The sequence below is a fragment of the Treponema sp. UBA7567 genome, from assembly GCF_002476655.1.
Classification (GTDB): Bacteria; Spirochaetota; Spirochaetia; order Treponematales; family Treponemataceae; genus Treponema_D.
Genome location: NZ_DLLH01000027.1, coordinates 1 through 24,649, shown reverse-complemented (window position 1 = coordinate 24,649; position 24,649 = coordinate 1). Strand labels below are relative to the sequence as shown.

The 24,649-nt window shown below is 40.5% G+C and carries 19 protein-coding genes; 11 read left to right on the top strand and 8 right to left on the bottom strand.

The genetic code is table 11. The features are described 5' to 3' along the window. The 6 genes from B3Y13_RS02925 to B3Y13_RS02900 all read left to right on the top strand — a co-directional run bounded on the left by B3Y13_RS02925 (window position 1) and on the right by B3Y13_RS02900 (window position 5,434). The gene (locus tag B3Y13_RS02925; protein WP_296692638.1) at window positions 1-1,203 is read left to right on the top strand and encodes a protein-glutamate methylesterase/protein-glutamine glutaminase; all 1,203 of its coding nucleotides are present in this window, start codon (window positions 1-3) and stop codon (window positions 1,201-1,203) included. Window positions 1,204-1,274: 71 nt separating this feature from the next. After that, window positions 1,275-1,640, top strand: coding sequence for a response regulator (locus B3Y13_RS02920; RefSeq protein ID WP_296019127.1), 366 nt, complete (start codon window positions 1,275-1,277; stop codon window positions 1,638-1,640). Window positions 1,641-1,666: 26 nt separating this feature from the next. Further along, the gene (locus tag B3Y13_RS02915; protein ID WP_296692635.1) at window positions 1,667-3,733 is read left to right on the top strand and encodes a methyl-accepting chemotaxis protein; all 2,067 of its coding nucleotides are present in this window, start codon (window positions 1,667-1,669) and stop codon (window positions 3,731-3,733) included. 6 nt (window positions 3,734-3,739) lie between these two features. Next, window positions 3,740-4,171 (top strand): chemotaxis protein CheW, encoded by a 432-nt coding sequence (locus tag B3Y13_RS02910; RefSeq protein ID WP_296692633.1) that lies wholly within the window; start codon window positions 3,740-3,742, stop codon window positions 4,169-4,171. 131 nt (window positions 4,172-4,302) lie between these two features. After that, window positions 4,303-5,118 carry a gluconate 5-dehydrogenase gene (locus tag B3Y13_RS02905; protein WP_296667267.1) on the top strand — a complete coding sequence of 272 codons (816 nt, stop codon included), beginning with the start codon at window positions 4,303-4,305 and terminating at the stop codon, window positions 5,116-5,118. Between the two features lie 55 nt (window positions 5,119-5,173). Beyond that, complete coding sequence (locus B3Y13_RS02900; RefSeq protein ID WP_296692630.1) at window positions 5,174-5,434, top strand: hypothetical protein; 261 nt, start codon at window positions 5,174-5,176, stop codon at window positions 5,432-5,434. A gap of 49 nt (window positions 5,435-5,483) precedes the next feature. Here the strand turns inward: B3Y13_RS02900 and B3Y13_RS02895 are convergent, their stop codons facing one another. From B3Y13_RS02895 to B3Y13_RS02875, 5 genes are all read right to left on the bottom strand, one after another. Beyond that, window positions 5,484-5,822 carry a PG0541 family transporter-associated protein gene (locus B3Y13_RS02895; protein WP_296019088.1) on the bottom strand — a complete coding sequence of 113 codons (339 nt, stop codon included), beginning with the start codon at window positions 5,820-5,822 and terminating at the stop codon, window positions 5,484-5,486. A gap of 26 nt (window positions 5,823-5,848) precedes the next feature. Continuing rightward, window positions 5,849-9,019, bottom strand: coding sequence for an efflux RND transporter permease subunit (locus tag B3Y13_RS02890; RefSeq protein WP_296019080.1), 3,171 nt, complete (start codon window positions 9,017-9,019; stop codon window positions 5,849-5,851). 29 nt (window positions 9,020-9,048) lie between these two features. After that, entirely contained in the window at window positions 9,049-9,978 is a 930-nt protein-coding gene (locus tag B3Y13_RS02885) for an efflux RND transporter periplasmic adaptor subunit (protein WP_296019072.1), read from the bottom strand. Between the two features lie 28 nt (window positions 9,979-10,006). Continuing rightward, entirely contained in the window at window positions 10,007-11,407 is a 1,401-nt protein-coding gene (locus tag B3Y13_RS02880) for a TolC family protein (protein ID WP_296668481.1), read from the bottom strand. 104 nt (window positions 11,408-11,511) lie between these two features. After that, window positions 11,512-12,768 (bottom strand): TetR/AcrR family transcriptional regulator, encoded by a 1,257-nt coding sequence (locus B3Y13_RS02875; protein WP_296692628.1) that lies wholly within the window; start codon window positions 12,766-12,768, stop codon window positions 11,512-11,514. A 136-nt stretch (window positions 12,769-12,904) separates the two neighbouring features. Here B3Y13_RS02875 and B3Y13_RS02870 point away from each other — a divergent pair, with 136 nt between their 5' ends. The 3 genes from B3Y13_RS02870 to B3Y13_RS02860 all read left to right on the top strand — a co-directional run bounded on the left by B3Y13_RS02870 (window position 12,905) and on the right by B3Y13_RS02860 (window position 18,954). After that, window positions 12,905-15,292, top strand: coding sequence for a helix-hairpin-helix domain-containing protein (locus B3Y13_RS02870; protein WP_296692625.1), 2,388 nt, complete (start codon window positions 12,905-12,907; stop codon window positions 15,290-15,292). 76 nt (window positions 15,293-15,368) lie between these two features. Continuing rightward, complete coding sequence (locus tag B3Y13_RS02865; protein WP_296668486.1) at window positions 15,369-17,723, top strand: hypothetical protein; 2,355 nt, start codon at window positions 15,369-15,371, stop codon at window positions 17,721-17,723. Between the two features lies 1 nt (window position 17,724). Further along, window positions 17,725-18,954: a hypothetical protein gene (locus B3Y13_RS02860; RefSeq protein ID WP_296692623.1), complete on the top strand. Its 1,230-nt coding sequence runs from the start codon at window positions 17,725-17,727 to the stop codon at window positions 18,952-18,954. Window positions 18,955-18,957: 3 nt separating this feature from the next. Here the strand turns inward: B3Y13_RS02860 and B3Y13_RS02855 are convergent, their stop codons facing one another. The 3 genes from B3Y13_RS02855 to B3Y13_RS02845 all read right to left on the bottom strand — a co-directional run bounded on the left by B3Y13_RS02855 (window position 18,958) and on the right by B3Y13_RS02845 (window position 22,352). After that, the gene (locus tag B3Y13_RS02855; protein ID WP_296692621.1) at window positions 18,958-21,147 is read right to left on the bottom strand and encodes a substrate-binding domain-containing protein; all 2,190 of its coding nucleotides are present in this window, start codon (window positions 21,145-21,147) and stop codon (window positions 18,958-18,960) included. A gap of 80 nt (window positions 21,148-21,227) precedes the next feature. Next, on the bottom strand, window positions 21,228-21,929 hold the full coding sequence (locus B3Y13_RS02850; RefSeq protein ID WP_296019024.1) for an LrgB family protein: 702 nt from the start codon (window positions 21,927-21,929) through the stop codon (window positions 21,228-21,230). 3 nt (window positions 21,930-21,932) lie between these two features. Further along, window positions 21,933-22,352, bottom strand: coding sequence for a CidA/LrgA family protein (locus B3Y13_RS02845; protein WP_296019017.1), 420 nt, complete (start codon window positions 22,350-22,352; stop codon window positions 21,933-21,935). Window positions 22,353-22,549: 197 nt separating this feature from the next. Here B3Y13_RS02845 and B3Y13_RS02840 point away from each other — a divergent pair, with 197 nt between their 5' ends. Together B3Y13_RS02840 and aspS are read left to right on the top strand one after the other, a co-directional pair. After that, window positions 22,550-22,741, top strand: a complete 192-nt coding sequence (locus tag B3Y13_RS02840; protein WP_296692618.1) for a hypothetical protein — start codon at window positions 22,550-22,552, stop codon at window positions 22,739-22,741. 36 nt (window positions 22,742-22,777) lie between these two features. Beyond that, window positions 22,778-24,610: an aspartate--tRNA ligase gene (gene aspS / locus B3Y13_RS02835; protein ID WP_296692615.1), complete on the top strand. Its 1,833-nt coding sequence runs from the start codon at window positions 22,778-22,780 to the stop codon at window positions 24,608-24,610. The last annotated feature ends 39 nt before the right edge of the window (window positions 24,611-24,649 follow it).

Sequence of the window (24,649 nt, the reverse complement as noted above, 5' to 3'; positions counted from 1 at the left end):
ATGATTATAAAAGTTTTGGTAATTGACGATTCTTCGCTCGTAAGACAGACCTTGTCGCAGGTTCTTGAAACAGATCCAGAAATTCATGTAATTGGAACAGCTACTGATCCGATTGTTGCTGTTCACATGCTTCAAAATGAACGCCCAGACGTAATTATTTCCGACATTGAAATGGCCCGGATGGACGGACTTACTTTTTTGCGAAAGATGAATGAAACAATTGACCCGATTCCAATCGTAATCTGTTCTGCACTCGTAAAAAATAATTCTCCGGAAGAGTTAAAGGCCTATGATCTAGGTGCATGCAAAGTTATTTTAAAGCCGTCTTTTCAAACAAAACAGTTTCTCGAAGAGTCAAAAATTCGTCTTTGCGATGCGGTAAAATCTGCATACAGCTGCACTGGAAAAATCAAGCAGCTGATTCCTTCTCAGGCGATGTCACATTCTTCTGCTGTAAAAAAATCATCTGTTCAAAAAAACGAGGAAGTTTTTAACCTTGCAGAAAACGACATTCAAAGGCGGTCTGTTGAACCGAAGTATACTGCCGATGTTATTATGAAAAAGCCTGATATTCAGATTGCAAATTCTCTCGGAGTTTCTGAGCCAGTTGTCGTGGTTGGCGCAAGTACAGGCGGAACTGAGGCTTTAAAAGACTTTTTGGGCGCTTTGCCGGAAGATTGTCCTGGAATGGTCGTTGTTCAGCATATGCCAGAGCACTTTACACAGGCTTTTGCCGAAAGATTGGACAGACTTTCAAAAGTCACCGTAAAAGAAGCTGCAAACGGCGATGTTGTAAAAGTTGGAACGGTTTTGATTGCTCCAGGAAACAGTCATCTGCTTTTAAAGAGAGAAGGAAATTCATACTTTGTTGAAATAAAAGATGGTCCCCTTGTAACAAGGCACAGGCCTTCTGTCGATGTTCTTTTTCGTTCTGCTGCGCGATATGCCGGAAAAAATGCAATCGGCGTAATAATGACCGGAATGGGAGACGATGGTTCTCACGGAATGAAGGAAATGCACGACGCCGGAGCCTACAATATTGCCCAGGACGAAAAAACAAGCATTGTCTGGGGAATGCCGGGCGAAGCCGTAAAAGCCGGAGCCGTCGATAAAGTGCTGCCTTTGGACAAAATCGCGGAAGAAGTCTGCACAAAAGCAAAAATTATGCATATGAATTTTAATCATATAAAAACGTGTTATTAAAACAGAAAATGAGTAATTAAATGGTAGAATGTAAATAAGTTTGTATTGCAACTTAAGGAGATGAACTAAATATGTCGAAAAAAATTCTTGCAGTTGATGATTCTGTTTCTATAAGGAAGAGTATTTCTTTTATTTTGGGTCAGGAAGGCTATGAAATTGTAGAAGCCGAGGATGGAGTTGACGGACTGGCAAAAGCAAAGGCTGATAAATTCAATTTAATCATCACAGATATAAATATGCCGAATATGGACGGAATTGAGTTTACAAAAGAACTCAGAAATACCAACGGTTATAAATTTACGCCGATAATCGCCCTTACAACAGAAAATCAATCGTCAAAAATGGAAGAAGGCAAGGCTGCAGGAGCTACAGGCTGGATTGTAAAGCCATTTACTTCAGAAAAACTTATTGCCATAGTCAAAAAAATAATCGGATAGAAAATGTCTTTTAGTGAGAGGTCTTTATGAAAAGTATTCGCCATGCAGTTACCGGATTTGTAGCACTTGTTTCAGTATTTTTAGGAATTTCGTTAGCTGGAATTTCAATATTTTTTGCCAGCGATGCAGTAGATATTACATCAAATCATGGAATAAGCGCTCTTATTTATACGACAAAAGAACTTATAGTTGAAGAAATTCAAGCAAATCTTGATGTTGTAAAGGCTCTTGCAACCCGCGAAGATTTACGCTCAAACCTCTCTATAAGGGAAAAAGCTCTTATTTTAAAAGGTTCTGAAAAGAATTTTTCTGGGGCAAATTATTTTGTTTTGGCAGACAAGGATGGACACGGATATACATCGAACGGAAACAGATGCGAGATTAGTGAACGCGAGTATTTTAAACAGGCTATAAACGGAAAGCCTTCAGTTGACGGTCCTGTAATTGCAAAAACGACGGGCGCGCTTGCGCTTTATTTTGCAGTTCCTCTGCGTGACGAAAAAGACAATATTTCTGGAATTCTTGCAATGAAGACAGATACAAGTCTTTTGGACGAGTTTACGGAAGATATGGATTTTGTTAAGGGGACAGAATCTTTTATAATCAACAGAAAAGACGGAATTTTGATTGCAAATACCATTGCGGCCGCAAAAGGCAGCAACTCAACTTTCGAAGCGCTTTCAGTGGAAAATAACATTTTTAAAAGTCTTGCCACTATTAGCAAAAAGATGATGAATGGTGAATCTGATATTGAAAAAATAAAATTTCACGGCCAAAAGTATTACACCGCTTACTCTTCAATTGGAGATGAAAAAATTTCGACAGACTGGGCATTTTCAATTATGGTTCCAGAAAAAGCGTTTATGAGTTCCGTTGATATGATGAAAATCCTTATGTTTGTAGTAACTCTGATTTTTGTTGTAGGTTCAGTGGTTATTTCATGGATTTACGCCTCATCAATTTCAAAACCGCTCAATAGCATACGTGATGCGCTTGCAAGCATTTCGAACGGAGATCTTGTTATAAAGGAAAAAGATTTAAAGCTTGTTGAAAAACTCAGAAAGCGTAAAGATGAACTTTGTGATATGAGCATTGCGCTTTCGAACATGGTTACCTCGCTTATAAAAACTATTCAGTCTGTGCGCGAAGCCGCAATGAACGTTCGTGCAGGCGGTGAACAGCTTTCTTCTTCGAGCCAGGCTGTTTCTTCCGGGGCAAGTGAACAGGCCGCTTCTACTGAAGAAATGAGCGCAACAATGGAGCAGATGACGAGCAATATTCGTCAGACGGCTGATAACGCGACAAAAACAAGCCAAATTGCCGCAAAAACGAATGCAGACAGTGAGGCTGGAGGTCTTGCCGTAAACGAGGCTGTAGAAGCTGTAAAAACAATTTCTGAAAAAATCGGGGTAATCGAAGACATTGCCGGACAGACAAATATGCTTGCTCTTAACGCTGCAATTGAAGCTGCTAGAGCAGGAGATGCTGGAAAAGGCTTTGCGGTTGTTGCAAGCGAGGTTAGAAAGCTTGCAGAACGCACACAGGCATCTGCTGCAGAAATCAGTGAAATTTCTGTTCATACTTTGGCAACTGCAGAAAACGCAGGAAAAATGATTGGCGGGCTGGTTCCTTCAATCGAAGAAACTTCAATGCTTATTCAGGAAATTGCTACAGCAAGCCGTGAGCAGGATAACGGAGCGCAGCAGGTTTCTACGGCAATTGTTCAGCTTGACAGCGTTGTTCAGCAAAATGCAAGTGCTGCCGAAGAAATGGCTGCTATGGCGGAAGAACTCAGTTCTGAAGCGCATAAACTTGTTCAGACGATTGCATTCTTTAAAACTCCGGACGAGTTTAATCAAAATGTGGCAGAAACCGAAGAAATACTTAAAAATTCTGTAGAAAAAACGGAAGAGCAAAAAAAACAGAAAAAGGAAGACAAAACTGAATTTGAAAATTCTGCTGAAAAAAAGGTAGTTGAAGAAAAAAAAGAAGAAAAAATTTCTGAAAAACCGAAAGACAATCCGATTTCGGGAACTGTTGTTCGAAAAACAACTGCCGATTTAATAAAAGACGCAGATTTTGAGGAATTTTAAACGCAGATGAAAAATTCATTTTTAACGTTTTTATTAGATTCAAATATTTGCGCAGTAGAAATTACAAATGTTCTCGAAGTTCTGAATTATGGAAATTTTACGATAATTCCTGGTGCAAAAAATTATATTGAAGGACTGATTTATTCTCGCGAGCAGGGAATTACGGTTATCAATTTGAGAAAAAAATTCGGCTTAAAAGAAAAAGAGCCGGACAAAAGTACTAAAATTATCGTTATTTCCGTAAAAAAAGAGGAAGAAGAGAGCGAAAAAATAACGCTTTATGGTTTGGTTGCAGACCAAGTTTTGGACGTGCAGAATCTTGAAGAAGAAGATGATGTTGAGTCAAAATGCAAAAGTTCAATCCCTAAAGAAAATATTAAAAAAATCTTGAAATTCGAAGATAAAAATATTTTTATTCTTGGTCTTGAAGATTTGTAAATAATTTGTCAGAATTCAACGAGCGCTTTTTAAGGCGAAATAATTTTGTTAAATATGACGGCGTAATTTTATTGACCTTACAAAGTCATTTTTATATCTTTAAAGTAATAATTATTGGAGGCTATAAAAAAATGGCAAAAGCATTTGAAATGAAAGACTTTGACCTTACTGGCAAAGTAGCTTGGATTACAGGCGCTTCTTATGGCATCGGTTTTGCAATTGCAAAAGCATTCCATGCTGCTGGCGCAAAAATCGTTTTTAACGACCGTGGACAGGAACAGTTGGAAAAAGGTTTTGCAAACTACAAAGAAAACGGAATCAACGACGTACACGGATATATCTGCGATGTTACAAAAGAAGATCAGGTTATTGAAACTGTTAAAAAAATCGAAAAAGATGTTGGCGTTGTAGATATTCTTGTAAACAATGCTGGAATTATCAAGAGAATCCCGATGACAGAAATGTCTGCAGAGGACTTCCGCGCTGTAATCGATGTAGACCTTAACGCTCCATTCATCGTTTCAAAAGCAGTAATTCCTGGAATGATTAAAAAGGGACACGGAAAAATCATCAACATCTGTTCTATGATGTCTGAACTTGGACGCGAGACTGTATCTGCATACGCTGCTGCAAAGGGCGGACTTAAAATGCTCACAAAGAACATCTGTTCTGAGTACGGCGCAGACAACATCCAGTGCAACGGAATCGGACCTGGATACATTGCGACACCGCAGACAGCTCCTCTCCGCGAGAAGCAGCCTGACGGCTCACGCCATCCGTTCGACCAGTTCATCTGCGGACGCACACCGGCTGGACGCTGGCTTGACGCAGAGGAACTCGCAGGACCAGCTGTATTCTTGGCTTCTGACGCTTCAAACGCAGTAAACGGACACATCCTTTACGTAGACGGCGGAATCCTTGCATACATCGGAAAACAGCCTAAGTAAGCAGTAATGCAATAATTTGAAAAGCCCTTCGGTTTTGCAATCGAAGGGTTTTTTTATGAAAAATTTAAATGCAAAACAGATATTTTATGCGTTAGCGATTGCAGTGGTTGTCTGGCAAGTGCGAAGCACCGGAGGCGCGTTAGACGCCGTAGCCACGGAAAGCGCGGCCTGTGTGTTTTTTAGTGCGGAATTGTGTTTTTTTTATGTTTTTGCCGCCATTTGGCTGGCGGGCAATGCCGTTTTTGATTTTTTTGAGCAGTTACAGGAAACGCCCAAAATAAAAAAAGCGACAGATTTATTATCCATCGCTTTTTAGAAAATTATATTTTGTGGCTGCAAATTGTTAGCTGGTTGCTAGCGGACAGTTAGACTTCTTCGGCGCTGCTCTTAAAGCAGGCAATGCCTTCGGCCATGTATTTTTCGCGGAGCTTTTGGCAGATTGCGATTATTTTTTCAGCCTCTTCTTCCTGACAGTAAATTATGTACATTATGTTGAGCTGTGGCCAAATTGCGTCTCCGAGGCGTGGATTTGAATAGCCGGCTCCCATTACGTTTGCCAGTTTTGTGTAACGGGCGGCGACTTTCTGTTCCTTAAATTCTTCCATAAAGTCTTCTTCGAGCGCCTGGGAAGTAATAATTTCCAGCCGTGTCAATTTTCCGGCGTGTTTTCTGATATTTTCGATATATGACATTTTATTCTCCATAAAGACCTCCTCTCCGACTTTTGTTTTTATTTATTGCCGGACTGTTTTGTTTCAATTGCCTTTTGCTTTGCGGCTTTTTTTGCGGCCTTTTTAAGCCGTCGGCTATTAAAGATATAGTAAATTGACGGCATAATAAAGAGCGTCATTAACGAACCGAATGTCATTCCTCCGAATACTGTGAGTGAAATTGGTTGCATTGAAGACGAGCCTTCTCCTGGGAAGAATGCCATTGGAGCAAGCGAGATTACGGTTGTCAATGTTGACATAAGAATTGGGCGCAGGCGGTTGCGTGCTGCCTGAATACATGCTTCTTCGAGTTCGTAGCCACGTTTTCTAAGAAGGTTTGTGTAGTCAACAAGAACAATACCGTTGTTTACAATTGTTCCGACAAGAACCAGAACGCCCATGATTGTAATTACGTTAAGTTGGTTTCCAGTGAGCGCATAAATTGTCATTACGCCGATAAACGACAATGGAATTGTAAGAATTACAATGAACGGGTCGAGCATTGATTCAAACTGAGATGCCATTACTACGAATACGAGGAAGGCTGCAAGAATGATAACAAGGCCGAAGTTAAACACTGCTTCCATCATGTCTTCGAGGTCGCCAGAATAACTGATAATTACGCCGTCTTCTTTTGTAATGTTCTGTTCGATAAGTTTTACAACTTCTTTTTGAACATCGCCGATAGAAAGTCCTTCGTTTGGCTTTGCAGTTACGTGAATGATTCGCGACTGATTTTCGCGGAAAATTGTAACAGGAGCGGTTGATTCTTCATAATGCGCAAAACTTGAAAGAGGAATTCTCTTTCCGCTTGAAGTTACCATGGAAATTGAGTCGAGATCGCCAAGTCGTTCGCGGTCTTTTTCCGAAACGCGGACAACAACATCAATATCGTCTCCGTTTTTTGTAAACCGGCTTGCGGTTTTTCCGTTGATTACGCCTGCTATTTCTGAACCGACTGTATAAACGTTAAGTCCGAATTCCTGCATTCTGTCGCGGTCAAAAATAATATTTGCCTGTGGAAGTCCGTCTTCAAGGTCTGAATCTACTTCGCTTACCCAGTCTTTTCCTTTTTCTTCGAGAACTTTGCGAACTTGGCGTGAAGTTTCCATTACAAGATCCAGATCGTCTGATTTAATGTTTACAGATACACCGGAAGAACTTGAAGCGCTGTTTGCATTTGCGGCAAAACTCAAGGTTGCTCCTGGGAACATTGTAAAGTATTTTCTGAGCTTTGCTTTTGCTGTTTTTTCGTTGTCGTATCCTGGCAGACGGTCTTTTGGTTCGTACAAGCTGAATGTTACAGAACCTGTATTTGTTTCTGATGATGAAGAAATCATGCTTGTTCCGCCGACTGTTACGCTTGAATATTTAATGCCTTTTAATTCTTCGAGAGCCATTGTTTCAAATTCGCGGATAACATCTTCCGTAATTGAAAGTTTTGTTCCTTGCGCAAGTTTAAAGTCCACTTCAACGCTGTTAGCAGCAGAGGCCGGCATAAAGACGAATCCAACTAGTTTAATTGCGCCCATTGAAACAAAGAAGAGAACAACAATTGCCGCAATAAATGTTTTTCTGTGGTGAAGTACAAATGCAACTCCTGACGCATATTTTTCATCAAGTTTGTCAAAGAAGTTGTTAAAAAACTTGTTTATGGCATAAGCAAAACCTCTGCCTTCGTTTCTTGTTCCGCCGACTTTAGATACATATTTTGAACACAAAACCGGAACCAAGGCAATGGCAACGACAAGAGAAGACATAAGCGAGAAAATGATTGTGTATGCCAAATCGTTGAACATCTGTCCCATCATGCCCAATTTTTTCTGAAAAACAAGCATTGGAAGGAAGATACAAACAGAAGTCAAGGTTGAACCCATGATTGAAGTAACCATTTCCTGTGAACCAAGAATCGCTGCAACCTTTGGTTTTGCATCGCGCTGAATATAAGAGTAAATATTTTCAAGAACTACAATCGAGTTATCTACAAGCATACCAATACCTAGCAAAAGTCCTGCCATAGAAATCATATTGATTGTAATTCCTTTTAAGTACATACAGACGAGTGTAATCAAAACAGAAAGCGGAATTGAAAGTCCTACGATAAGCGTTGATTTTAAGCTTCGAAGGAAGATGAAAAGGACTGCAATTGCTAGCAAAGCACCCTGAACTACCGAATTTACAACTTCGTTGATTGTCTGAGAGATGATGTCTACAGTGTTTGAAGTTTCGAGAATTTCAACGTCTGCAGGAAGTTCCGTCTGAATCTTTGGAAGCTGTTTGCGTACGTTTTTTGCAGCCTGAACAGAGTTTTTGCCTGACTGTTTTGTAAGCATAATCATTACACAAGGACTGCCGTCAAGATATGCAAGTGTGGATTCGTCCTTGTATCCATCGTAAACGTCTGCAATGTCGCGGAGACGGATTGTACGAACTTCGTAGTCTGAGCCTGCTTTGTAAGAAATTACAGTGTTTTTAAGGTCTTCTATGCTTTTGTATTTACCATCGTTTTTGATTGTATAATTTATATCTCCAGAAGTGATTGTACCGCCAGAAGACTGAATGTTCTGAACTCCAATCATCTGCGCAACTGTGCTGATTGTAAGCCCATAGGCTTCAAGCCGGTCTCGCGGAATGTCTACGTTGATTGATTCTTCTCGTCCGCCAGAAACTGTTGCGGAAGCGATTCCGTCAAGCTGTTCAAGGCGGGGTTTGATTACGTCTTCGGCCATAGTCCTCAATTCTTCTGGAGTACGGTTTCCTCGCACTGCCAGATTCAAAATTGGCATCATTGAAGGATCCATTTTGATTGTAATAGGTGAATCGGCATCATCTGGCAAATAACCGCGCACCATATCGATTTTGTCCCGGACATCTCCTCCTGCGGCGTCAAGATTTGTACCGTAATTGAATTCGAGGAATACGATAGAAAGTCCTGACATTGAGCGGGACTGCATCTTTTTTAAGCCCGAAAGACCGGAAAGGGAAGTTTCGAGGGTTGATGTAACGCTTTGCTCAACTTCTTCCGGACCTGCATTGTCGTAAGAAGTAAATACAATCATGTACGGCAAATCCATTTCCGGGAACATATCAATTGGAAGCTGGGTTGTACAGAAAATTCCAAGAATAACTGCCAGTACAAAAAGAAGTTGGGTTGTTACGGGTTTATTTACACACTTTTCAGAAAATGTCATATAAATCTCCAGATACTGTTTTTTTCGGCTTAGTTTGAAGTTGAATTTGAAGTGATGTTTACTTTTACGCCATCATTCAAAAGCGACATGCCTTTTATTACGATTTCATCTCCGGCTTTAAGGCCTTTTGCAATTTCAGTTTTGTTATCGACAGAAAGTCCGGCTGTTACAGGAACAAGTTTTACGGTTGAGCGTTTGTCTGAATGAGGCTCAACTACGAAAACGTAATTTGCTGAATCGCGTGTTACAACTGCTGTCGAAGGAATTACGATTGCGTCTTTTACAGATTCTGTTACGAGCCTTACGCGGCCGTACATTCCGACTTTTACGCGGCTGTCTTTTTTGTCAAAATGAAGCTTTACGCCCATTGTGCGTGTTGCTGTGTCGAGAACCGGGCTGATTTCAAAAACAGTTGCCGGAAATACAACATTTGGATAAGCATCGAAAGTTACAGTTGCTTTTTGCTTGTCAGAAATTCTGCTGATAAAGCGTTCTGCAATGTTGATTTTGATTTCGAGGTCGTCTGTGCGCGCAACATTTGCAATAGGAGAAGACTGGCTTACTGTCGAGCCGATTGTAGTTGGAAGAGAAGTGATTCTTCCTGTAATTGGTGAGTGAACCGGGCTGTCGTTGTAAACTGCTCCTGCGCGAAGCGGGTTTACATAAGCGATTACCTGACCTTTATTTACCATGTCGCCAACGTTTACGAGAATATTTGTAATTTTTCCTCCCTGATCCGGCAAAACGGCAACTGAGTTTACAGAACTGATGTCTCCGCCAAATTCAAGATAATCGTCGAGATTTCCGGCTGCGGTTGTCAAAGTGCTTACTGCAAAAACCTGTTCAGCTTCCGAGTTTGCTTCTGCGGCAGCGTCGTTTTTTTTGCCTCCGCAACTTATTGCCAAAGGTAATGTTATTGCAAGAGCGCCAATTGTAAAAATCAATTTTTTAAGTTTCATAAGTTTCCTCCAGTTTTAGATATGATATTTATTTTGTTATGGCAGAATTAGATCCGCCTGTTAGTTTTACATTCAGAGTATTTTCCAAATCCATAAGAGCGGAAATATACTGGTATTTTTGGTTCAACTGGCCAAGCTTTGCCTGATTCAAAGAATTTTCAGAATCGCGCAAGTCCAGGAGTTCTGTAGTTCCGCTGCGGTAAGAGCGCAGCTGCATATCATAGGCTTTTTGAGCAAGCTGAACTGAGCGGTTCATATTTTCAATCTGCTGTTTTGCCTGGTTTAACGTATCCACGGCTTTGCGAACCTGAACCTTCTGGTTTTCTTTAAGGCTTTCAACTGCAAGTTCAAGCTGGGCAAGCTGCTGTCGGTAATCTTTTACCTGCTGTCTGTTTGAAGACCACGGGAGCATATTTGTAAGGTTCCAGGCAAGCGTTAAGGTTAAACTTCCTGAATCGTACCATTTGTCATTTTTTCCCAAATCTCCTGCAAAACCGAATGCCTTAGCGTTTTGTGGAAGTCCCAGCGCAGAACCGTCTGTGTACATCGGAGTCCAGCCATAGCTTAATGCAAATGTCGGAACCCAGGTTGAAAGGTCGAGGGCGGTAATTCCTAATTTTGCGGTTTCCATATTTTTCTTCATTGACTGAATCTGAAGGTCGTTGTCTGCGTATTCATTTAGCAAGCCTTCTGTCGTTACATCGACATATTGCGGCTCGATAGAACTTGTAAGCTCAATTTTTGTGCCGACTGGAAGTCCGATTAAAAAAGCAAAAGTGTCGAACTGCTGGTTCAAAGTCTGTTCTGCAGAATCAACTGTCGGTTTTGTATTTTCGTAGTTTACCTGAGTTTGCAAAAGGCTGATTTCTGGAACAAGGCCGCTTTTAAAGTTTGCTTCCGCCTGAATCATTCGCCGACGAGCATTTTCGAGAGTCGTTTTTTGAATTTTTAAGCTTTCCTGCTGAAGAAGAAGCCCGTAATAAATTTTTTTGACATTTACGAGAGTTTCATTCTGGCTTTGTTCCCAGCTTATTTTTCCTGCCTCGTAATTTGCCTTTGCAATTTGAATTTTTGCAATGTATGCAGGTGTAAAATTCCAGCTTACAGAAGCGCCTCCGATTACATCCCAGCGAGATTCCTCATCTGGATAATCTGTGATGCCATATTGGGCGTAAGAAGGACTGATTTCGTTTGAGCGTTTCATTGTTCCGTTTACAGAAACATTTGGCAAAAAAACGTTCCAGCTTACGTCCGAAGCGCGTTTTTTCATTTCTAAATCAATGTCGTTGCTTTTTAAGGTGCGGCTGTTTTTTAATGCGTATTCAACAGCCTGGTCTATCGTTAAAGTAACGGTTTTTTCTTTTTGTTCCTGGGCAAAACCAGCAGAAATAAAAAGAGTTAAACTGAATGCAACAAGTAATTTTTTCATTTTGTTTCTTTACCTCCAATATTTTTTACTTTTATTTTAGGACTGTCAAAAAATTCAAAATCCTGAAAGGCTTCATTTTTTAGTCCAAATTTCAGTTCCTTAGTTTAAAATTTTGCTCCATACATCAAAAAATCAAACATATAATTCAAGGCCTGGTTAGTTTCTTCGTCCGAAAACTCGTGTTTTATTTTTAGAATTATAAGCGAAACAGGCAAAAGACCTGACCAAATCGTAATATGTTCCGGACGAACCGAAAATCCAAGGTCAACTTTTTGGGCAATCTCGGTCATTCTCGTTTCCCAGACATTATTTGGGCCTAAAAACTCTTTTTCGTCATCGACAGTGTGTTCTGCTCCATTTTGCAAAAGCCAGCAGCAAAGTGACAAAATCGAAGACCGTGTGGAAAAATACGAAATCTCGGTTTTCATATTGATATAGATGAATTCCGTGTAAGTTTTGGCTTCGGCGCAGTTTTCTTCGCAAATTGTTCCTAAAAGCGAAATTTCCTTTGCAACAAGATGAAGAAGCATTTTGTTTTTGTTTTCAAAATAAAAATACAGGCTGCTTTTTGCCAAGTTGAGCTCGTCGGCAATATGTTCGACTGTAACGTTGTTTATTCCATATTTTGCAATCACATTTGAAAAAGCGGTAAAAATTTTATCTTCTTTTGGCAAATCTTCTTCGTTAATTTTGCAAATTTCATCGAGTTGCGCAAAACGCTCTTTTGAAATTTTTGAAGTCTGATTAGATTCTCCGATTGTACCGACAATTCCTTTTTGAATAAAATTCACCATTTTTTTTGAAAAATCACCGGGTGAATCCGTTTTTTTTTCGCAGATAATTGCTTTTTCACGTAATTTTATAAAATACAAAATTGTAACTGCGCAAAAATAAATGCGTGAATATTTTGCCAGCGTGTTTTTTTGATAAGATTTGTCAAAATCGTTTTTCAGGCCTCTTGAACGAAATTCATCACAAACTTTTTTTTCAAAATCTTTTATCTGCGCATGAATAATTATAAAGTAGTTTATATATTGAGAATTTTCTGTAAAAAAGCTGATTATTCTTGCAATTTGTTCATTTAGGTTTTCTGAATCAGAATTTTTGTTTTGAATTGCCGATAGCTGAGAGTAAAGAATATCAAAAAACTGTTTCTGCATACTTTCTACAATAGCATCTCTGTTTTTAAAATGACGATAGATTGCCGTTTTTGAAATTCCGACTTTTGCCGCTAGCTGGCTCATCGAAAAATCCTTAAAATATGGCTGTTCGTAAAAAGAGAATGCTGCGTCTAAAATAAGCTGCTTTGTTGAAGTTTTTTGAGACACGACAACTTCCTTGTAAAAAAAACTACCGAACAATCGGTAACTAAAATATATCGAACAATCGGTAACTTTTCAAGGTTATAATTAAATTTTATGAAAAGAATTTGAGTTCATCTGTCTGGAAAAAAATTAAATTGAATATGAGCCTTTTTTTTTGTAAAATAAAAAAACTATGGAATTTACACAAGAATCTATCGACGCCCTCGTTGTCAACGAAGTGGACATTATGAAAAAAATTGCGGAAGAGCTTAATATCCGTGTAAGTCAGGTTAGCGCTGTTATAAGTTTGATTAACGAAGACTGTACAATTGCCTTTATTTCGCGTTACCGCAAAGACAAAACTGACAATCTTAACGAAGTTGAAGTTGCTGAATGTGATCACAAGTTTAAATCATATAAAAATCTTGAAGAACGCCGTCTGGAAATTGTCCGCGGAATTTTTGGCCAGGGAAAACTAACCGAAAGCCTTTACAATGCTGTTATGGGCGCAAAAACTTTGACAGAGCTTGAAGATTTGTGGGCGCCGTTCAAGAAAAAAAAGAAAACCCGCGGAATGGTTGCAATAGAAAAAGGTCTTGAGCCTTTGGCAGATTTTATTGAAGGACAGAACGACGATGCCGCAGTCGAAGCCGAAGCGCAAAAATTCATCAAGACTGATAACGAAGATGCCGCTTTGAATGTTGAGTCGTTTATGGACGCAATTGCCGGAGCGCAGGATATTATTGCCGAGAGAACTTCCCAAAATCCTCAGAACCGCTCGGATGTCCATGATCTTTACATGGCGGAAGGCGCAATCGAAACAAAAGGAATTGTTCCTGAAGGAGCTGATGCCGAAACTGCGGAAAAAACTTCTACATATAAAATGTACTGGGATTATTCCGAAAGTTTGAATCAGGTTAAGCCGCACAGAATTCTTGCAATGAACCGCGCAGAGCGTGAAGGCGCGCTTTCTGTAAATATCAATGTGCCGGTTGACGGTGCAATCGCTCTTTTGCAGAAAAAAGCAAAACCTTCTAATAAGTACCACAATGATGCGGTTGAAGATGGACTTGTCCGCCTTCTTTCTCCTGCCGTAGTCCGCGAAATTCGCAGCAACGAGACTGACGAAGCTGACGACCACGGAATCGAGCTTTTCTCAGAAAACTTAAAAAATCTTCTTATGACACAGCCAATCAAGGGAAGCCGCGTTCTTGGCGTTGACCCTGGCTACAGAAACGGAACAAAATGCGCCGCTCTCGACGAAACTGGAAAATTCCTCGGATTTTTCAAAATCTTTCAGGAGCAGAATCCGCAGGACGCTTACGAGCAAATTAACAATGCAATCGACAAATACGACATTCAGGTAATTGCAGTTGGTAACGGAACTGGTTCTCAGGAAGTACAGGCGATTGTTTCTAAAGTTCTTTCTGAGAATTATTCTGATTCTGATGTAAAATACACTGTTGTTGATGAAAGCGGAGCTTCTGTTTATTCTGCTTCTCCTGTTGCGACAGAGGAATTTCCGGAACTTGATGTTATGGTTCGTGGCGCAATTTCGATGGGCCGCCGTCTTCAGGATCCTCTTGCCGAACTTGTAAAGATCGATCCAAAAGCAATTGGCGTTGGACTTTATCAGCACGACGTAAATCAGAAAAAACTTGCTGAACAGCTTGATGAAGTAGTTTCGTCAGTTGTAAACAATGTCGGTGTTAATCTGAACACTGCCTCTTATATGCTTTTAAAATACGTTTCTGGAATCAACCTTTCAACAGCAAAAAAAATCGTTGCTTATCGCGACACAAACGGAAAAATCAAGAGCCGCGAAGAGCTTAAAAAAGTTCCTGGAATTGGACCGAAGGCTTTTGAGCAGTGCGCAGGCTTCCTTAAAATTGCAGAAAGTTCCGATCCGCTCGACAATACTTGGGTTCACCCGGAAAACTACGAAGTTGCCCGCGAAGTATTGTCTTACGTTCAGCAGAAAAAGACAGTTCCTGCAGATGTAAAAAAATCTCTCTGCGAAAAATACAGCGTCGGCGAAACAACTTTGAACGATATAATAGAAGAACTTGGAAAACCAAACCGCGACCCTCGCGACGGCTATCCGGCTCCAATCATGCAGAAGGGCGTTGTAAATTTTGAAGATTTGACCGTCGGAATGAAAGTTACCGGAAAAATCAAGAATGTTGTTGACTTTGGTGCATTTGTTGACATTGGCTTGCACGAAACAGCTTTGATTCACGTTTCTGAATTGAGCGACAATTTTGTTTCTGACCCAATGGACGTTGTAAAAGTTGGCGATGTAAAAGAATTTACGATTATCGACCTGGACAAAGACCGCAAGCGCATTTCTCTTTCGTTAAAGAGCGACGCTCACACTCGTCTTGGACAGACAAATGAAGGCAAAAAGCCAAAGGCTATGGACGGAAGCGCTCCAAGACGCAAGGTTGTCGTTGTTAAAAAGGGAGGCGAAAAACCTCGCGAAGCCACATTTGCCGGTTCTAAGCGTCCGGGCGCAAACCGTGGAAGCGATGACGGCTTGTCATACAATCCGTTTGCAGCGTTCTTCAATAATCAGAAATAATCGAAAAAAGCGTTATTTTATAGGAAAATAACGCTAAAATTATTGGAATTTGCCATTTTTGCTTTATACTTGTGGTATGAAACAGAAATGGCAATTTTTTTTAGTCCTTAGCGGACTATTTGCAGGTTTTAATTTTTTCTCATGCGACTTGGAAGCTCCAGAAAGAATTTCCATAAAGACGAGCGGAACAAATTACGAATTTCCGCTTGGCAGCGGCTCTTTTTTGATTCGCGACAAGATGAGCGCAAGCGAGCTGCGCAAGAATTTTAGCGAAAATCTTTCAGAAGGTTCGGAAGAAATAAAAGTTTACGATTACAATCCGACCAAATGCGACGACGATGTGCTTCAATATTTAATAAAATATCCGATTAAGGAAGTATCTCTTGGGCTTTCTGCTGACGGCACAAACGATATGAATTTTTCGACAAAAATTGAAATTTCAAATTTGAACGAAAATATCGGAGAGGCCCTCAAAATCGAAGAAAAATCTTATCCAATTATAGAAACTGGCACTGATTCGGTAATTCCAGAAAACAAGGGAATCCCTTTTAATATTACGGCACCTTCTTTTTCAAGAATTAAGCTTTCTGCCGGAAGTTTTAAAATCTCTGTAAATCCAGAAAACGCTGTTTCCGAAGATTTTGAATTGAACGCAAAAGTAATTTTGTGTGACGAAATTGGAAATGAAATTGCTTCGAGCGAAGAGCGCAATATTGCTTCTGGAACAGGAGATTCTCCCCTTGTGCTCGACCTGAGCGGAAAAATTTTGCAGCCTGAAATGAGATTTAAGCTTTCTGGAACAATGAAGGGCGGAACAGCAGGCACCGTTCATAATTTTAAAGTTTCTATGCAGGCAGATTCTTTCAAGATAAAGCAGGTTGCTGGTTTAACCATGACTGCCGAAGAAATTGGAGACTTGGACGATAATCCAGAGACTCCTGACGGCTGTGTTTCTTTTGAGAGCGACTTTGATTTTAGCGGTATAAACGATTATTTAATCAGCGCGGAAATCGAATCTGGAAAATTGAACGTGTTCAGCACAATTCCAGATGGCTGGAGCGGAATTACTGCCGGCATTGAAAAAATAAATGTTTCGCAGGGAGACGGTTTTAAGGTTTCTGAAAATGAATTTTCTGACGAAACATTATCTGCCGAAGACGCCGCAAAATATCTTTTCAATAAAACCGCAATTCTCGAAAATCAGACTATAAAACCTTCCGATGATGCAGGAAACGTCAAGGTAAGCGGACAGGTTTCTGTCAGTTTTGAAAATGCAACCCTTATTTTTGATGAAGCAACTGCCAATCCCGAAGTAGAAATCGGCGGTTCTTGTAAGATTGATAAAATCAAAAGCCTTAAAGTCGACATTTCCGCTTTGAGCGAGGCTTCGGATTTGACTGGCGAAGTTGACACCGGTTTGAATTTCTCCAATTTGTTAAAGGACAATCTTGGAGATGCGAGCGACCTTATAAAAAATATTCAGTTTTCTGGAGTTGAAGGCTATGTTTTTGCGATTCAGCCGGGAATTAAGGTTTTTAACGGAGTCAATTATTCGAACTGTAAACTGGAAGCTGTTTACGAAACTGACGGAATTAGTAAAACTTCAGAGCTTGTAAATGGCAGTCTTGGCCTTAAAGAAACTCAAATTGATTTGGATGCGCTTGCCGACGAAGATTATATGATTACAGATTCTTCGATTTTTTCTCCAGAAAACTATTCTGTAAAGACGAAAGATTCTGCGGTTTGCGAGCTTTTGAACGATATGCCGGACAGTTTAAAAATCAAATACGAATTGAGCGGTTTTTCAAATGCGACAAATGAACTCGAATTAACTGGCGAAGATTTTGAAAAATTGACTGAATTAAAGTCGGTTCAGATTTTTATTCTTCTTAAAGTTCCGCTGCAGTTTACTTTGACAGACAAGGTTGATTTTCCGCTTGATTATCATGAAGCAGACGGTTATGTGACGGTTTCTGACATTCGTCATCTTATAAATACAATAAACGGCGACGATGACTTTGACGAAAACGAAGACCTCTTAAAACGCGACAGTGAAGAAGATTTTGAGGATGTTACAGATTATTTTGATCTTGTAGATTCGGTTTCGATTTATTACAAGACAACAAATTCTACTCAGCTGGAAATTTCGGGAAGTATAAAAGATGACAGAAATCTTATAGAAGAAAAAACTCTTTCGTTTGAACAAAGCGAACCAGGCGCAAAGTTCAAAAAAATTGGACTGACTGGCGAAGAAATAAAAAATGTTTTTGACAATTATCCTTTTACACCAAAAATTCCGGTCAAAATAAAGGCTGACGGACAGTTAAGGCAAATTCCTCGCAATGCGGAGTTTGGAATGTCAGGATATGTTCAAGTAAAACTTAGCGGGCAGGTTGAAATCTGGAACAAAAACGAAAAGGAGGAAAACTAAAATGAAAAAACTTCTTGTTTGTTTTTTGACTTTTATTTGCGCTTCTCTTTCGTTTGCAGAATTGAAACGTTACGACCGTAAAATTGAACTTGGGATTGAAACAGAAGCCGGAGCTTCTAACAATTTTGTCCGCTTAACGGACTTGCTTGTAAAAGACCTTGTTATCGACTTGGACGAATTTTCAAATGAGCTTTCCGATGACGGTTTTATAATAGATTTTAATGCCAACGTAAAAAGCTGGTTTGCGCTTAATTTTAACGAAAAGTTCAGGCTTAATTTTTTCTGGGGAATTGGCGGCTCAGGATATACAGGCATTTCAAAAAACTTTTTTGATCTTTTTTGCAAAGGTTTTGAAGTAAATTCGAGCGAAACGATTGATCTAAAGATTTTTAGCGATGTTTATGTTCAGACTGGAGCAACATTCAAGACAAAGATAAAAGATTATGGAGTGCATTTTACGCCGGCAATTTTTGCTCCTGTAATTCATATTATGGAAACAAAAGGAACAGCAAAATACACATCGAACGAAGACGGTTTAATGCGCGCAGAAGCAGATTTGCCGTTAAATGTTTATTCTGCAATTGATTTGGATGGAATTGACGACAAGACAATTGATTCTGCATTTATTCAGGAATCTCTCTCTGAACTTGTAAAAAGCGCCGGTTTTGACTTTTCGGGCGAAGTTGAAAAATCGTTTGGAAAAAGACTTGATCTTGGAATTTTTACAAGAATACCAGTTGTTCCAGGACGCTTAAAATACAAGGCTTATAAACGCTTCTGGGGAGTTTTTGAGCAGCAGAATGCCTTTGGTATTTTTGACGAGACAAATTCTTATACAAAAGATTATGGTGAAGATGATACCGTTTACAGCAAGGAAACAAAAAAAGTGCACAGGCCGTTTATTTTCGGTTTGGAAGCTACCTGGAGACCTTTTGGAGCGTGGTGCGAAATTTGTCCGAAAGTTGATCTTGCAGTGCGGAATCCTTATTCAAGCGACTGCATGGTTTACGGTGAATACAATTTATCCGCAGACTTCAGGTTGCTGAACGTTGTTGGCTTGAAATTTGCAACAGGATACGAAAATCTTATCTTCAAACATTCTATGGGCTTTATAATAAATGCCCATATTCTTGAAATTGACGCCGGAGTTCAAACTCGGGGCGCGGACTTTTCAAGAAGTTTCGGCGTAACAGGTTTTGCCGCTTACGTCGGATTAAAAGCAGGATTTTAGTTTTTAATGATACCGGTGTGCCCATGCGCGCGGGCTCATGCCGGTATTTTTTTTGAATACTGAGCTAAAGTAATTCTGATTTTGAAAACCAAGGCGCGAAGCAATTTCTGCAAGTTTTATAGATTCAACCTGGAGAAGATTTTTTGCCTGCTCAATTTTTAATTTTTCGTGCAAGGTTTGAATTGTAAAGCCCGTCAGTTCCTTTGCTCTGCGTACAAGATGAGATTTACTTACCATAAGCTCATCTGCCATTTTGTCGAGATTTGTCATTTCACTTAGATGTTCAACCAGATAATTTGTAATTTGCCGGACAGTAATTCCATTCCGGTTTTCCTGCGAATTTTCGGATTTTAAATGCAAAATTCCAACAAGCTGCTCGCTTGAAAGCAGCATTGACCGTTCTTTTGTGCGGCCTTCTTTTAAGTAGACAGAATGAAGCGCATTGCTCAAAAGCATTCGCACAGTGTCGTAAACAGAAATGTTCTGAGTGCCGATTTCCAAAAAAGCATAGCCAAAGTATCTGTCAGCGTGATAAAGAATTTCGAGCATAAGACTGTAGCGTCTGCCATGCGGAAAAAAAGTTTTTGGAATACAGGCTGGATCGTAAACTTTGAAAGGCAGTTTTTCCTTTATGTCGAGAGGCGGCTCCGGCAAAATCAATTCGATGTTTGAAGAAGTCAAATCAATTGTCATATTGTCGGAAAGGCAAAGCACAATTCCAGGAATTTCCATTTCTGAAAGCTGATAACGCAAAACGTCTTGAATTTGTTTTCCAGTCGTCGCGCTTGCAAAATTCATGGCAATTTGAGACAAATTGTTCATTAAATAAGAATTTTCGCGGGTTGAGAGAGTGTCGTATTCAATAAAAACTGAAACAAGTGAACGTAGCTGATGAAAAATATTTTCGATATGAGAAAACTGTTTTTCATCGTCTTTTACCATTGGAAGAATGATTTTTCGCAAGTTTGTAATATTTTGCTGGAGCTCGCTATTTACAAGGACAGAATCTTTCCGGATATTTTGCAAGAGATTTTGAAACCATCGCAATATTGAGCTAGGACTTTTTTGTTCATAAATATCATCAAAAATAGCATCAATAAGATTTTTGATTTCTGCTTCCGAGCGTCCTGAAAAAATATTTCGGGTTAATTTAAAAAGATAGTTTCTAACTTCTTCTTCGGACAGATTTGAGCCATGCATAGAGTTCGATGTGTTTATTTCTTCGCCGGCATCTTCAATGCTCTGTTCAAAACAACCGCACGACTGGCGGATAAGAAGGGTTGTAGGAACAAGACGCGTCTTGAATTTTTCTTCCGGAGCCATAATTCTGTCGATTAAAAGTTCAACAGCAGCATAACCGCGCTTAAAATACTCAAGATTCATCGTTGTAACTGGAGACCGCGCGGTAATTCCATTGTATTGGTTGTTAAAGCCTGTTACGGCAACATCTTTCGGAACGCAGATATTTTGTTTGTCTAATTCTTCGATTACAGTGGCCGCAATAATGTCCGAAGACGTTATAATGCAGTCGATTTCTGAGCGGTCTTTTAAGTTGTAAGCAGAACAAAGTTTGTTAACTGCCATGGCAATGTCGATCGAATCCATCGTTTTTGTCATATAGATTGAATCAGGCAGTTCTGAAATTCCGTATTTTTTAAGTTCGTTTTGAAAAGCGTTAAGACGGCGGATATGTGGTTCTGAAATTTTTGAACCAATAAAGACAAAGTGCTTGTAGCCGTGCTTATTTATAAGATGATCCATTATCAGCGCGATTGAAGAATTGTTGTCTATGCGGATACACGGAATTCCTTCAATATCAAGATAACCGATGTCTACCATTGGAAGCGGTTTTAAAGCATTAAAAGTTTGAACTATGGTTTTTGTGTCTAAAAAAGAGCAGAGCGAAGAAGTCCAGGTTACAAGTCCGTCAACGAGAGGAGCTTTCATAAAACGGAAAGTTTTCAGATAGTGTGAAATAAAATCAATATCGTCAAAAAGCGAATATTTGATTGCTCCTGCAAAGTTGATGAAATTTAAATCGTAATCAGAGGCGGCCTTCATCATGCCGGCAATGTATTCTTGACCGATAAATGAACGGAAATCGGCAATTCCTGTAAAACCGACAGTAACACGGTTTCCCTGATTTTTGCGTTGAGTTAAAAAAGCGCGGCGTTTTGCAATTCCTTGGTTCATAGTTTTTCTATTATAGCACTACAATGAGCATTTTTTATAGAAAAATTTATAAAAATAATGAACCGAAGTTTGCCAAAAAACTAATTCAATCCCATAAAAAACGGAAGAATTATTACGGAAAGAACTCCGCAGACAGCAATGCTCAGACCGCTCATTGCGCCTTCAACATCGCCCATTTCCAGAGCTTTTGAAGTTCCCATTGCGTGCCCGCAAGTTCCGCATGCGACACCGCGGGCTACAGGTTCTGCAATTTTAAAAAGACGGCAGAGAATTAGGGCAAAAGTGTTGCAAAAAATTCCTGCCACGCTGACCATCATAATTGTAAGGGCTGCAAGGCCGCCGTTCTGTTCGGTGATTGCAATTGCGATTGGCGTTGTAATTGATTTTGGAAGAAGAGAAACGTATTCTTCGTGCCCGATTTTAAAAATAAGGCAAACTCCAAGAACAAAAAAAGCGTTGGAAATAATTCCGCTTACTATTCCAAGCACGATTGCAAGCGCATTTTCACGAAGTTTTTGGAATTGACGGTAAAGAGGAATTGCGAGAGCGACTGTTACCGGCGTCATAAGATAATACAAAAAATTGGCGCTTTTTAAGTATTCGGAATAAGGAATTTTAAAAATAATCAAAACAGCGATTACAATTGCGCTGGAAACAAAAAGCGGCGAAAAAAGAACAAAATGTGTTTTTTTATAAAGCCAGGTTGCCGCCAAAAAACTTATAAGCGTTATTGAAAATCCAAACGAAACAGAATTTGTTAAAAAAGTTGAAATATGCTCCATTTTTTAATCCTTATTGTCTGCCATAGAATTTGACGGCTGAGATTCTAAATTGCCGGAAGATTTTTTGTTATTTCGGGAACGCGCAAGTTTTGCAAAAAATTGAGTTACGTGGCCGACAACAAAAAAAATAAAAGTTGTGCCGAGCAAAGTTATAATTAAAATCGGAACCCAGTGTTTTTGAATAATTGGCCAGGCAACGATTAAACCAACGGTCGAAGGAATAAAAAGAAGAGGCATAATTTCCAAAAGAAAATCAGAAAAAACTTCGACTTCCTGCAACGGCATAATTTTAAACTTTAACGCGCAGAACATGAGCACAAGGCCGTAAATCGAAGCCGGGACAGGCAGCGGAATAATTTTGTGCAAAACCTCGCCAATAAAGCAGATTGTTACAAAAATTGCGAATTGTTTAACGAATTTCATAAAACTAACTCAAAAAACGAATATTAACAAAAGTTATAGCAAAAAAGCCGTTAATTTAATATAAAAAACTCAAAAAAATTTTGTTTTAAGAGGCCGGAGCGCAATTTGCCCGCAAACCCGCTTTCCACAGTTCCGCTATACGCTGCATTCGGCAAAGCCGAACGCCTCCGGCGCTGTTCCAATCGGGGCTAGGTTTTGTGGCAGGCAATGGAGCAGCGGCGACGGTTGTTTTAACAGCCAAAGCCGAAGACCGCAACCGTGTTTTTTTGCACGGTGAGGACTTAGAGCGTGAGCGAACTGCGGAACTGCCGGCGGCAACTTGTTGGCGAGCCACCCGTGTTTTTGAATTGCTCAAAAATGGTTTAGTCATTAAAATAAAAAAATCTTAAAATGTGCGCTGTTTTTTTGGCGCGAAAGGCATATTTATGGAAAACAGTAAAAGAACAGTAACTTGCGGCGAGCTTACTAAGGCTGACGTCGGCAAGAAAGTTGTATTGAACGGCTGGGTCAGCCGCACGCGCGACTTGGGCGGACTTGTTTTTATCCGTCTTCGCGACCGCTATGGAATCACACAGGTGATGGTCGGCGACAATGCTTCGGACGAGGTAAAAAAAATCGCCGCTTCATTAAAGTCAGAATATTGTATCGCTGTTGAAGGAATTGTTGCGGCCCGCGCGGAAAAAGACGTGAACAAGGACATGGCGACCGGCGAGATTGAAGTTGAGGCAAGCGACATTGAAATCTTCACAACATCGCAGGAGCTTCCTTTTTCTATTGAGGAAGTTCGCCAGAAGGACGGAACAGTTGTTCTTCCAAACGAGGATTTGCGCCTAAAATACCGCTACCTTGACCTTCGCCGCGAGCCTATGCAGCACAACATTATTTTGCGCTCAGCGGTAACTTTTGCGACACGCGAATTCTTGACTTCAAAGGGATTTTTGGAAATTGAAACTCCTACTTTTATTAAATCAACTCCGGAAGGCGCGCGCGACTACCTTGTTCCAAGCCGTGTTCACCCGGGAAAATTCTATTCCTTGCCGCAGTCGCCACAGCTTTACAAGCAGCTTCTGATGGTTTCGGGCTTTGACAAGTATTTTCAGATTGCGCGCTGCTACCGCGATGAGGACGCACGCGGAGACCGCCAGCCGGAATTCACTCAGATTGATATGGAAATGTCATTCACAAACCGCGAGGAAGTTCTTGAGACAACCGAAGAGCTTATGCGCCATATTTTCAAGAAAACCTTGAACTACGAACTTCCAGTTCACTTTGACAGAATCAGCTGGGACGACGCTTTTGACCTTTACGGAAGCGACAAGCCGGACTTGCGCTTTGACATGAAGATGCAGGATGCGGCATTTATGGCGGATTTGAGCGACTTTAACGCATTCAAGGCAGGAGCCGCAAACGCAGACAAGAACATCGAACGCCACAAGAGAAGTGGACTCAAAGCCCTTGTTGTAAAGAACGCGGCGGACAAATATTCAAGAAAGCACATTGAAGCTTTGGAAGCAGTCGCAAAAATCAACCATGCGAAAGGCCTTGCCTGGATGAAGGTTGACGCGGAAGGAAAATTTGAAGGCGGAATCTCTAAGTTCTTTGCCGGAAAAGAAGCGGAAATCTGCTCAAAGCTCGGAGCAGAAAAGAACGACCTTCTTCTGTTTGTAAGCGACGAAAAATGGCAGACAGCGTGCGTCGCGCTCGGAGCAGTGCGCAAGCAGCTTGGAAAAGACTTGAACCTTTACAATCCAAAGGACGAGTTCCACTTTGCCTGGATTATCGACTTCCCGTACTTTGCATGGAACGAGGAAGAAAACAAGTGGGAAACAGAGCACCACATGTTCACGCTTCCGCAGAAAAAATACTGGGACTCTTTGGAAAGCGACCCGGGAGCTGTAAAAGGCGACCTTTACGACCTTGTTTTGAACGGCTACGAGCTTGCTTCAGGCTCAATGCGTATCAACGACCCTGCATTGCAGGAGCGCATTTTTGAAATCGTAGGCTACAGCCGCGAGCGCGCAGAAAAAGCGTTCGGCTTCTTGGTACAGGCATTCAAGTTCGGCGCGCCGCCGCACGGAGGAATCGCACCGGGACTCGACCGCCTTATCATGCTCATGTGCCACGAGGAAAGCATCCACGAGGTAATCGCCTTCCCGAAGAACAATCTGGCGGCTTCTCCTATGGACGAGTGTCCAAGCGCAGTTGACCAAAGCCAATTGGACGACTTGCATCTAAAATGTACTGAGGTTGAGAAATAATATGCGCGAGTTTTCCGCAGGGAAAACTCGGTAAGCAAG